Raw genomic sequence first — 10,775 nt, 5'->3', positions numbered from 1 at the left:
ACCATCACTTTTTTCTCTCCATTTGCAACAGCGTTAAAGTCAATGTTCAGTGCATTGTCAAGATACTTAGCGTTAACATTAAGAGCACTTGCGATTTGAGATTTACTATACACCATAGATTCTGTATACTGCATTCTTGCAGGTAACGTATTTGTTTTTGAATACTTTTCATTCCAAGTAGATACTAACTCATCTACTGCTCCAGACACATTACCATATGTAGGATTTTGGACAGTAATTGTATTCTCTTTTCTCATGCCAGGTAAGTCTATACTAATGTTCAAAGGTTTTCTCTTAGCCACTAATAAACTAGGTTGATTATCTGCAAAAGCTTTATTTGCAAGTTGTACTGCCCCTGGATAAGTACGATTAGCCACAGAATCAATAATTGAAATATCCACTGGTGAAGTTGTAAGTGATTTTTTCTCACGTTCAACTACTACAAATTTACCATTTGAATTTGTACCTTCTTTCGGAACAAAACTCTCTACCTTATCACCATTTACTGCTAAAATATCTCTACTATCATACTTTAAATTTCCTATGCCAGTATCAATATCAATAACTTGTTTTGGTGCATTAGCTGAATTACTTGTTTGTGTTTCAGCAAAAGAAAGAGATGAATAATTAATAGTGCATAAACCAACCGATAAACATACTAGAAATTTTGTTGCTTTAACATGATTTAAAAATTTCAAAAAACTCGCCTCCTTTTTTAGGGAAATTATATCATATATTCCCTCTTTTTCGTTCAATTATTTTAATATAATAAAGAACAAATGAAACAAACTAAGAACGGCAATAAGAAAACTTCGCCAAAAATAAAATACGTGTCCGAGCGACTTAAGCACGCAAAGGTGAAAGTCACTACAGACACGTATTTTCTTCAAAAGATTGAAGGGTATCATTTAAGGAGTTGGGCCCCCTTATCCAATACTACCTTCCATCTCAAATTTGATTAGGCGGTTCATTTCTACTGCGTATTCCATTGGAAGTTCGCGAGTGAATGGTTCGATGAAGCCCATTACGATCATTTCTGTTGCTTCTTGCTCAGAAATACCACGGCTCATTAGGTAGAATAATTGTTCTTCTGATACTTTTGATACTTTCGCTTCGTGCTCAAGTGAAACGTGATCGTTTTTGATCTCGTTGTAAGGAATTGTATCAGATGTAGACTGGTTATCCATGATTAATGTGTCACACTCGATGTTAGAGCGAGAGTTTGTCGCTTTTGGTCCGAAGTGTACGATACCACGGTAAGTTACTTTACCACCATGTTTTGCAATCGATTTAGAAACGATTGTTGAAGATGTATTTGGTGCTAAGTGAATCATTTTCGCACCAGCATCTTGGTGTTGGCCTTTACCAGCAATCGCGATTGATAATGTTAAACCGCGAGCGCCTTCGCCTTTTAAGATAACAGCTGGATATTTCATCGTTAATTTTGATCCGATGTTACCGTCAATCCATTCCATCGTTGCGTTTGCTTCGCAAACTGCACGTTTTGTAACTAGGTTATATACATTGTTTGCCCAGTTTTGGATTGTTGTATAACGGCAATATGCGTCTTTCTTAATGATGATTTCTACTACCGCACTGTGAAGTGAGTTTGTTGTGTAAACAGGCGCTGTACAACCTTCTACGTAGTGTACGTGTGCGCCTTCGTCAACGATAATAAGCGTACGTTCGAATTGTCCCATATTTTCAGAGTTAATACGGAAATACGCTTGAAGTGGTGTATCAACTTTTACACCTTTTGGAACGTAGATGAATGATCCACCAGACCAAACTGCAGAGTTTAACGCTGAAAATTTGTTGTCTGTTGGCGGAATTACTTTTCCGAAATGCTCACGGAAAATATCTTCGTTCTCTTTTAATGCGCTATCTGTATCTTTGAAGACGATTCCTAGTGCTTCTAGGTCTTCTTTCATGTTGTGGTATACAACTTCAGATTCGTACTGTGCAGATACACCCGCTAAATATTTTTGCTCTGCTTCTGGAATACCTAATTTATCAAATGTTGCTTTAATTTCATCAGGTACTTCATCCCAAGACTTCTCAGATTTCTCAGATGGTTTTACGTAGTACGTAATTTCATCAAAGTTTAAATCATTTAAGTCTCCGCCCCATTGTGGCATTGGCATTTCATAGAAGTGATCCAGGGATTTTAAACGGAAGTCTAACATCCACTGTGGTTCTTCTTTCATACGTGAAATCTCTTCTACGATTTCTTTTGTTAAACCGCGCTCAGCACGGAAAATCGAAACGTCTTTATCCTTGAAACCATATTTATAATCGCCGATATCTGGCAGCTGTTTCGCCATGTTCGTATGTCCCTCCTTGGATAACCTCTTTTTTAGGAAGTGATCTGCATTACTCTTCGTCCAAGCCTTTTTCTAACGCCTTCCAAGCTAATGTTGCACACTTAATACGCGCTGGAAATTTGCATACACCTTGTAATGCTTCGATATCTCCTAAATCAATGCTGTCATCATACTCTTTTCCTAGCATCATATCAGAGAAAATTTTCGAAAGCTTAAGCGCTTCTTCAATTTTCTTTCCTTTTACTGCTTGCGTCATCATAGAAGCGGAAGACATGGAGATGGAACAACCTTCTCCTTCAAACTTCGCTTCTTGCACAATCCCGTCTTCTACTTTCATCGTAAGTTGAATACGATCGCCGCAAGTTGGGTTGTTCAAATTCACCGTAACACTATCTTCTAATACGCCATGGTTACGTGGATTTTTGTAATGATCCATAATAACTTGGCGATATAACGTATCTAAATTATTAAATGACATTTGTGAAATACTCCTTTGTTTTCGTCAGCGCTTCGACAAATGTATCAATTTCTTCTTTTGTGTTATATAGATAGAAACTTGCACGTGCTGTAGAAGAAGCTTTTAGCCACTTCATCAGCGGCTGTGCACAGTGATGACCTGCACGAACCGCAATCCCTTCTACATCTAATACTGTTGCCACATCATGCGGATGTACTTCATCAATATTAAATGTAATAAGACCTGCACGTTTTTTTGGACCATAAATTGTAACACCGTCTACTTCTGATAGTCTTTCTAAAGCATACTGCGCTAATTCATGTTCATGCTTTTCAATATGATCAAGACCGATTTCTTCTAAGAAATCAATCGCCGCTCCAAGTCCGATTGCATTCGCAATAATCGGTGTACCTGCTTCGAATTTCCACGGAAGCTCTTTCCACGTAGATTCTTGTAAATCTACGAAATCAATCATTTCACCACCAAACTCAACTGGCTCCATATTGTTAAGCAATTCCTTCTTACCATATAATACGCCGATACCTGTAGGCCCGCACATTTTATGAGCGGATAAAGTGTAAAAATCACAGTTTAAATCTTGTACATCTACTTTCATATGCGGTGTACTTTGTGCACCATCAACGACCATAATTGCTCCGTTTTGATGTGCGATTTCTGCAATTTCTTTTACAGGGTTAATCGTTCCAAGTACGTTTGACACGTACATAATGGAAACAATTTTCGTATTTTCCGTAATCGTTTGACGAACATCTTCAATAGAGATTGTTCCATCTTCTTGAAGCGGAAGATATTTTAACGTTGCACCTGTTTTCTTTGCAACTTGTTGCCAAGGAATGATATTACTATGGTGCTCCATGTAAGAGATGACAATTTCATCACCTTCTTTTACATTTTCCATACCATAACTTGCCGCAACTGTATTTAACGCCGTTGTTGTACCGCGTGTAAAAATAATTTCTGCCATCGATTTTGCATTAATAAACTTACGAACTTTCTCACGTGCGCCTTCATATGCATCGGTTGCTTTCGTACCAAGCGTATGAACACCGCGATGCACATTCGAATTGTACTCTTTATAGTAATGTTCTAACGTTTCAATAACTTGAATCGGTTTTTGAGAAGTTGCCGCACTGTCGAAATAAACAAGTTGTTTTCCGTTCACCTTTTGATCAAGAATTGGAAACTGTTTGCGTATTTCATGAATATCCATTAGCGAACTTTCCTTTCGATTACCTCAACAAGCTGTGCTTTTACTCCTTCGATTGGAAGCTCATTTACTACAGGTGCTAAGAATCCATGGATGACTAGACGTTCTGCTTCTTTCTTCGGAATACCACGGCTCATTAAGTAGTATAGTTGTGTAGGATCTACGCGCCCTACAGAAGCTGCGTGCCCTGCCATTACATCGTCTTCATCAATTAAAAGGATTGGGTTTGCATCACCGCGTGCTTTTTCATTTAACATAAGAACGCGAGAAGATTGCTGTGCATTTGATTTAGATGCACCGTGCTCAATTTTACCAATTCCGTTAAAGATAGATGTTGCACTATCTTTTTGAACACCGTGTTTTAAGATGAAACCTTCAGAATGTTTACCGAAGTGAACAACTTTTGTTGTAAAGTTTTGCGTTTGAGACCCACGACCGATTGTTACTGTTTTTGTATCAGCAAATGAACCGTCGCCCATTAAGTTCGTTACGTTCTCAGAAATTGTATTTCCATCGTTCATAAGACCTAATGCCCACTCAAGACGTCCGTCTCGTCCTACTACGCCGCGGCGGTTTACGTAAGCTGTCACGCCTTTCGCTAATAAGTCAACCGCACCAAATTTCACTTGTGCGCCTTGCTCTACAATGACTTCTGCCACGATATTTGCAATACCTGTAACAGTTTCATTTGCCACGTAGTTTTCTACATATGTTGCAGAACTATTTGCATCTGCAACAAATAATACGTGGTTATAAACGTTTGCTTCTTCGCCGTCTACTAAGAATACAGCTTGAAGTGGTGTTTCAAGAACAACGTTTTTCGGAACGTATACGAACGCACCGCCGTTAATTAATGCAGCATGAAGAGCTGTTAAACGGTGCTCATCAACTTTCACGCCGTCTTTCATTAAATACTTTTGCACTAGTTCAGCATGCTCAGTTGCAGCTGTTACGATATCTGTAAAAATAACGCCTTTTGTTTTTGCTTCTTCTGCTAAAGAAACGAATGCAGTTGTACCACTGCGCTGTACAAGTACGTTATTATTTTCATCAATTATATTTTTCACTGCTTCTGGAAGTTCTTCAAAAGAACCTACAGGCTCTTGCTTTACAGTTTTACCTTTGCCGATAAAATCCCATTTATCAATTTTCGTTTTATCTGGTGTTGGCATTGGAAGTTCAGTTGCCTTTGCAAGAGCTTGTAAGCGGAACTCAGTCAACCAAGCAGCTTCATTCGCTTCGCTTGCAAGTTGACGGATAGAATCTTGATCGAAAGGTAATGTACCAATTGTCATGTTTATGCTCCTCTCTTACGCTTCTTGCTCTTCTGTTTCGTCTTCAATACCTAGTTCTTTCTTAATCCAGTCATAACCTTCAGCTTCTAAACGTTGTGCAAGCTCAGGGCCGCCAGATTTCACAACACGACCATTCATCATAACGTGTACATGATCTGGAGTGATGTAATTTAATAAACGTTGGTAGTGCGTGATCATTAGGCAACCGAAATCTTCGCCGCGCATCTCGTTAATACCTTTAGATACAACTTTTAATGCATCGATATCAAGACCAGAGTCAATTTCGTCTAAGATTGCGATTTTTGGCTGAATCATCATTAATTGAAGAATTTCGTTACGTTTTTTCTCACCGCCAGAGAAACCTTCATTTAAATAACGTTGTGCCATTGCTGGATCCATTTCTAGGAATTCCATATTTTTATCTAATGTACGGATAAATTTCATAAGAGAAATTTCATCGCCTTCCGCGCGTCGTGCATTAATTGCAGAACGTAAGAAGTCAGCGTTTGTTACTCCGCTAATTTCACTTGGATATTGCATCGCTAAGAATAGACCAGCTTGTGCACGCTCATCTACTTCCATTTCTAATACATCTTCACCGTCGATGATGATGCTACCTTGTGTTACTTCATATTTTGGGTGACCCATAATTGCAGAAGATAAAGTTGATTTACCTGTTCCGTTAGGTCCCATAATTGCATGGATTTCTCCACCTTTTACTTCAAGGTTTACACCTTTTAAAATCTCTTTGCCATCAATTGATACATGTAAATCTTTAATCGTTAATGTAGAACCAGCCATCTCTATACCTCCAATAATTCTCTATATACATTTTAAAAGTTACTAAAACATTCACATTCTCATTTTATTCTCATTCTAATCTTATATCAAATAAAATGATACTGCAAACGCTGAAAAAATGTAGAAAAATTTTCACAAATGTATATAAGTATTCCTTCATCGTACCTTATGATACACCTTTCTTCTTATTAATATAAAGAAAAAAGGGCTAAGAAAATTTAGCCCTTTTCGCCTTATTCACTTACAGGAATTACCGCACCTTTGTACTCTTTCTTAATAAAATCTTGAATTTCTTTTGAATGTAATACTTCTACAAGTTCTTTAATTTCTTTTCTATTTTCGTCACCTTTACGAACAGCAATAATATTTGCGTAAGGAGAATCTGGTCCTTCAATCGCAATTGCATCTTTTGTTGGGTTTAACTTTGCATCAATTGCGTAGTTTGAGTTAATGAATATTGCATCACCTTCATTGTTCTCATATAACTTTGGTGTAAGACCTGGTTCAACATCCGTTTTAAATTTCAAGTTTTTCGGATTTTCTACAATATCTTTTTCTGTTGCTTTTACAACATCTAAGCCGTCTTTCAGTTTAATAACGCCGCCTTTTTGCAGAAGTGCTAACATACGTCCGCGCTCTGATACATTATTACTCATAATTACTGTCCCGCCGTTTGGAAGGTCTTTTAAACTTTTATATTTCTTAGAGTAAATTCCCAGCGGCTCTAGATGAATTTTTCCTGCATTTACAAATTTATATCCTTTTTCTTGGATCTCTTTCTCTAAATACGGAATGTGTTGGAAGTAGTTCGCATCCAAATCTTTACTAGCTAACGTTTGGTTTGGTAGTACATAGTCTTGGAATTTTTTTATTTTTAATGTAATTCCCTTTTTCTCTAATAGTGGTTTCGCCTTTTCTAAAATAACTGCATGGGGTACGTTAGAAGCACCCACTACAAGTGTTTTCTTATCTTTTTCGCTACTACCACAAGCAGCTAATGCAAATACAAATACAGCAATAAGTGCTGAAAATAATACCTTTTTCATGTTATGACACCCTTCCTTTTTCAATATTCAAAATAGTTTTTTTATAGAAAGTCTTCGTCTGAGACGAAAACTCTTCTTCATCTTTTATCAAGCCGCTTCGTAAAGAAGTCACCAAGTACTTGAATAATAAATACAATTACAAGTACAAGAATTGTTGCCATAAGAGTTACATCGTTATTATTGCGTTGGAATCCTTCTAAATAAGCTAGTGTCCCAAGGCCGCCTGCACCAACTACTCCGGCCATCGCTGTGTAACCAACAAGTGCAATTGCCGTTACAGTAATACCCGAAATGAGTGCTGGCAAAGATTCTGGTATCAGTATTTTTAAAATAATTGTACTGGTCTTTGCCCCCATCGCTTTCGATGCTTCAATGACACCTTTATCAATTTCACGAAGCGCAATTTCAACCATTCTTGCATAAAACGGTGCTGCTCCAACAATTAATGCTGGCAGTGCAGCACTTGCTCCAAGAATGGTATCTAGAAGAAACTTCGTAAATGGAATGAGTAAAATAATTAAAATGATGAACGGGATAGAACGAAAAATATTTACAAACGTACCAATGACAACATTGATCGATTTGTTCTCCCATAAATTATCTTTTCCTGTAAGAAACAGTAATAATCCAAGAATAAGACCCAGTACAAATGTTGCCAGTGTCGCAACCGTCGTCATATATAACGTTTCTCTAGTAGCTTCTAGCATTGTATCCCAATCGATATTTTGAAGCAGATTATCCATGTGCAATCACCTCCAGCTCGACTTGCTCTTGTTGAATCGTTGCAACCGCTTTTGCAACCACATCTTCATCGCCATTTAAGTGGACAATTAAGCTTCCATACGCCCCGTTTGTCGTTTGTGCAATATTTCCTTGCAGAATGCTCACTTCCACTCCCTCTTGTTTCATTAAATCCTGTAAAACTGGTCTTTCTACTGCTTCACCAATAAATTGCAGTTTCACGACCTTTCCTTCCGGGTATTTCTCTGCTAAATGCTCAATTGCTTCATCTGCATCTTCAGAATCTGTTATTTGCTTAACGAAGCGCTTTGTAATATCTTGTTGCGGATTACGAAATACATCCAACACGCTGCCGCTTTCAACAATCTTTCCTTTTTCCATAACAGCAACACGGTTACAAATTTTTTGAATAACATGCATTTCATGTGTAATGAGTACAATTGTTAACCCAAGACGCTTATTAATATCGAGAAGCAAATCTAAAATTTGATCTGTCGTTTCTGGATCTAATGCCGACGTTGCTTCATCGCACAATAAAACTTTCGGATTATTTGCTAACGCTCTCGCAATACCGACGCGTTGCTTTTGTCCACCACTTAGCTGAGATGGATACGCATCTCCTCGTCCTTCTAAACCAACAAGACGAATTAACTCATCTACACGCTGACTTCGTTTCTCTTTTGTCACCCCAGCAATTTCAAGCGGGAAAGCAATATTCTCACGAACAGTTCGTGACCAAAGTAAATTGAAGTGTTGGAAAATCATTCCAATTTCTTGACGTGCTTCTCGAAGTTCCTTACCTGTAATTGCCGAAATCACACGCTCTCCAACCGTAATCTTTCCAAACGTCGGCTTCTCCAATTGATTAAACAAACGAATTAACGAACTCTTTCCGGCACCGCTATAACCGATAACCCCGAAAACCTCGCCTTTTTCTATTTGTAAATTCGCATCATCCACAGCGATAACATCACCGTGTTTAGAGCGATATATTTTCTTTACATTTTCTAAAATGATCATAGATGTCACCCCTTTTTTAATTAAAAAGCGTATGCGGCTTGCCCAGAATGGAAGGGGGATGGAGCTTCTGACGCAGAGGCGTTTTTTTGCCTCGTAGGAAGAAGCGAAGCCACCGACCATTCTAGCCGCTGAAGCTAGATTATAAAAAGCGTATGCGGCTCTCCGCCATCACTATAAAAACGTTTTGTTGTTCAAGCGTCCTCCTTACACCGAAACAACAAAAAAACCTTTCTGCTTTAAAATGAGCAGAAAGGTTTATATACATAAATTACCATTATCCTTTCCTCTCATCTCTCAAAGCATTCGCTTTGCAGGAATTGGCACCATTTCAACATAAGTTGACGGTTGCCGGGTTTCATAGGGCACAGTCCCTCCACCACTCTTGATAAGAGAAAATCAGATATAAATTTCGTCTGATTTTATCGTTATGAAGTTTTCGTTATTTTATGTTTTGAATTGTATCAACGCATGAAATAGATGTCAACAGAAATTTTTAGCAAAAAAATAAACTTTCTGAAAGTTAAGCACCTACTCTTAACGGTTTACAAATATGAAATACGGATTCTAATAATAACATCGTTCGATATGTCCCTCTATATGTAATCGCATTTCGGCGCAATAATGACTGCAAGCGAACTTGTCCTGTAATTAATAACCGCAAATCTGTTTCTTGAAAACAAACAATTTCTTCTGTTCCAACCGCACCATTTATAAGTTCAATTTTCTCTCTTGAAATATTCAATGAATAACATTCATCTTGGAAAGTAAAACAAACAACTTTTTCAAATTGTGGTAATAGTGGTTCTAAGTGATATTGCGTATTGGCATATGTTACAAATGATTGAAGCAGTGAATACAATTTCATCTTTATCACACTCCCCATATCACGCTTTACATATTACCATTCCATTTTTATCACGCACTCTCCTGTATCATTCTCTCGACAAAAGCTGTACAAAAAACCATTTATTTCTTACTATTTCCCAAGAAATATGTCGAGGCGGCAAAATTTTTGCCGCCTATTGTAATTCCATATATAAATATTCCACAGATTGAAATGCGTATATTTTCTTTACAAGTTGGTTCTTCTCAAATATAAGTAAACATGGAACACTTTCAATTTGATACTCTCGCGCAAAATGCGGTGCATAATTTACATTTAGCATTCCAATTTCTAAATGAGGCAACGTTGCCTCAACAACCGTTAGCATTTTTTTTGCAAGCTGACACGTACCACACATTAGCGTATATACATATAACACCGTTTTTTCTTTGTCTCTAACTGCAACTTCTGCTTCATATCCTGTCCAATCGATCATTGTACCCTTCCTTACCGTAAAAATTCTGTATAGACGTCAATGTCAGCTCCCCATAAAACGTTCGCTAAATGAGATGACGGTGCAGTTGCAACCTCTCGATACGAACGATCAATGTAAATATGTTCAGCATGTGGAAATTCTCGGCGAAACTGTTTGCGTAATTTCTCTCCTGCATCATCTGCATCCACAAGAACATACACTTCTTTATCATAAAGCTGGTCAATGAGTTCATCCATTTTCGACAAACCAATTGTACCATTTGTACAAACAATTTCCACCGGTTCTCTAATAATCGTTTCGATCTTTCTCTTATCTGACTTACCTTCAACAATAATTACTTTTTCCACATAGACCACTTGGCATCACCCGATCACCATATACTATGATACAACCTTGCCTTTAGTATATAGTATATTCGATATTTTAATGTTGTTTCCTGTTTATTTTTGTGATTAAAAGCGGAAGCGGCTTGGGCAGAATGTGAGGGGGATGGAGCTTCTGACGTAGAGGTGCTTTTTACCTCGCAGGAAGAAGCGAAGCCACC

Annotated in this window: 12 protein-coding genes and 1 riboswitch; all 12 genes read right to left on the bottom strand. The window is 37.8% G+C overall.

Features of this window, described 5'->3' with window-relative positions; translation table 11 throughout:
• Window positions 1-698: thiol-activated cytolysin family protein (locus H280_RS0121870; protein ID WP_020063241.1), on the bottom strand; the 698-nt coding region annotated here is incomplete at its 3' end.
• 228 nt (window positions 699-926) lie between these two features.
• The gene (gene sufB, locus H280_RS0121865) at window positions 927-2,324 is read right to left on the bottom strand and encodes a Fe-S cluster assembly protein SufB (RefSeq protein ID WP_020063240.1); all 1,398 of its coding nucleotides are present in this window, start codon (window positions 2,322-2,324) and stop codon (window positions 927-929) included.
• Window positions 2,325-2,373: 49 nt separating this feature from the next.
• Window positions 2,374-2,802, bottom strand: coding sequence for a Fe-S cluster assembly sulfur transfer protein SufU (gene sufU, locus H280_RS0121860; protein ID WP_020063239.1), 429 nt, complete (start codon window positions 2,800-2,802; stop codon window positions 2,374-2,376).
• The gene (sufS, locus tag H280_RS0121855; RefSeq protein ID WP_020063238.1) at window positions 2,792-4,012 is read right to left on the bottom strand and encodes a cysteine desulfurase SufS; all 1,221 of its coding nucleotides are present in this window, start codon (window positions 4,010-4,012) and stop codon (window positions 2,792-2,794) included. The genes sufU and sufS overlap by 11 nt, the downstream gene beginning before the upstream one ends.
• The gene (gene sufD, locus H280_RS0121850; protein ID WP_020063237.1) at window positions 4,012-5,304 is read right to left on the bottom strand and encodes a Fe-S cluster assembly protein SufD; all 1,293 of its coding nucleotides are present in this window, start codon (window positions 5,302-5,304) and stop codon (window positions 4,012-4,014) included. Before sufD ends, sufS begins: the two co-directional genes overlap by 1 nt.
• A gap of 15 nt (window positions 5,305-5,319) precedes the next feature.
• The gene (gene sufC, locus H280_RS0121845) at window positions 5,320-6,105 is read right to left on the bottom strand and encodes a Fe-S cluster assembly ATPase SufC (protein ID WP_020063236.1); all 786 of its coding nucleotides are present in this window, start codon (window positions 6,103-6,105) and stop codon (window positions 5,320-5,322) included.
• Window positions 6,106-6,338: 233 nt separating this feature from the next.
• Window positions 6,339-7,151, bottom strand: a complete 813-nt coding sequence (metQ, locus tag H280_RS0121840; RefSeq protein WP_020063235.1) for a methionine ABC transporter substrate-binding lipoprotein MetQ — start codon at window positions 7,149-7,151, stop codon at window positions 6,339-6,341.
• 77 nt (window positions 7,152-7,228) lie between these two features.
• Window positions 7,229-7,894 carry a methionine ABC transporter permease gene (locus tag H280_RS0121835; RefSeq protein WP_020063234.1) on the bottom strand — a complete coding sequence of 222 codons (666 nt, stop codon included), beginning with the start codon at window positions 7,892-7,894 and terminating at the stop codon, window positions 7,229-7,231.
• Entirely contained in the window at window positions 7,887-8,912 is a 1,026-nt protein-coding gene (locus tag H280_RS0121830; protein WP_020063233.1) for a methionine ABC transporter ATP-binding protein, read from the bottom strand. Before H280_RS0121830 ends, H280_RS0121835 begins: the two co-directional genes overlap by 8 nt.
• A gap of 284 nt (window positions 8,913-9,196) precedes the next feature.
• Window positions 9,197-9,304: riboswitch (SAM riboswitch) on the bottom strand.
• Window positions 9,305-9,432: 128 nt separating this feature from the next.
• The gene (locus tag H280_RS0121825; RefSeq protein WP_020063232.1) at window positions 9,433-9,777 is read right to left on the bottom strand and encodes a hypothetical protein; all 345 of its coding nucleotides are present in this window, start codon (window positions 9,775-9,777) and stop codon (window positions 9,433-9,435) included.
• A 154-nt stretch (window positions 9,778-9,931) separates the two neighbouring features.
• Window positions 9,932-10,231, bottom strand: a complete 300-nt coding sequence (locus tag H280_RS0121820; protein ID WP_020063231.1) for a thioredoxin family protein — start codon at window positions 10,229-10,231, stop codon at window positions 9,932-9,934.
• An 11-nt stretch (window positions 10,232-10,242) separates the two neighbouring features.
• Entirely contained in the window at window positions 10,243-10,587 is a 345-nt protein-coding gene (locus H280_RS0121815) for a toprim domain-containing protein (protein ID WP_028411342.1), read from the bottom strand.
• Window positions 10,588-10,775 lie beyond the last annotated feature (188 nt).

The organism is Bacillus sp. 123MFChir2, from assembly GCF_000383235.1.
Taxonomy (GTDB): Bacteria; Bacillota; Bacilli; order Bacillales; family Bacillaceae_G; genus Bacillus_A.
Note: the sequence above shows the minus strand (reverse complement) of the source record. Positions and strands in the feature narration are given on the sequence as shown.

Bases quoted from the DNA above. Each gene is read 5' to 3' on its own strand.
- H280_RS0121830 (WP_020063233.1), bottom strand. From the start codon at position 8,912: ATGATCATTTTAGAAAATGTAAAGAAAATATATCGCTCTAAACACGGT.
- sufS (WP_020063238.1), bottom strand. From the start codon at position 4,012: ATGGATATTCATGAAATACGCAAACAGTTTCCAATTCTTGATCAAAAG.
- H280_RS0121825 (WP_020063232.1), bottom strand. From the start codon at position 9,777: ATGAAATTGTATTCACTGCTTCAATCATTTGTAACATATGCCAATACG.
- metQ (WP_020063235.1), bottom strand. From the start codon at position 7,151: ATGAAAAAGGTATTATTTTCAGCACTTATTGCTGTATTTGTATTTGCA.
- sufU (WP_020063239.1), bottom strand. From the start codon at position 2,802: ATGTCATTTAATAATTTAGATACGTTATATCGCCAAGTTATTATGGAT.
- sufB (WP_020063240.1), bottom strand. From the start codon at position 2,324: ATGGCGAAACAGCTGCCAGATATCGGCGATTATAAATATGGTTTCAAG.
- H280_RS0121820 (WP_020063231.1), bottom strand. From the start codon at position 10,231: ATGATCGATTGGACAGGATATGAAGCAGAAGTTGCAGTTAGAGACAAA.
- sufD (WP_020063237.1), bottom strand. From the start codon at position 5,304: ATGACAATTGGTACATTACCTTTCGATCAAGATTCTATCCGTCAACTT.
- sufC (WP_020063236.1), bottom strand. From the start codon at position 6,105: ATGGCTGGTTCTACATTAACGATTAAAGATTTACATGTATCAATTGAT.
- H280_RS0121835 (WP_020063234.1), bottom strand. From the start codon at position 7,894: ATGGATAATCTGCTTCAAAATATCGATTGGGATACAATGCTAGAAGCT.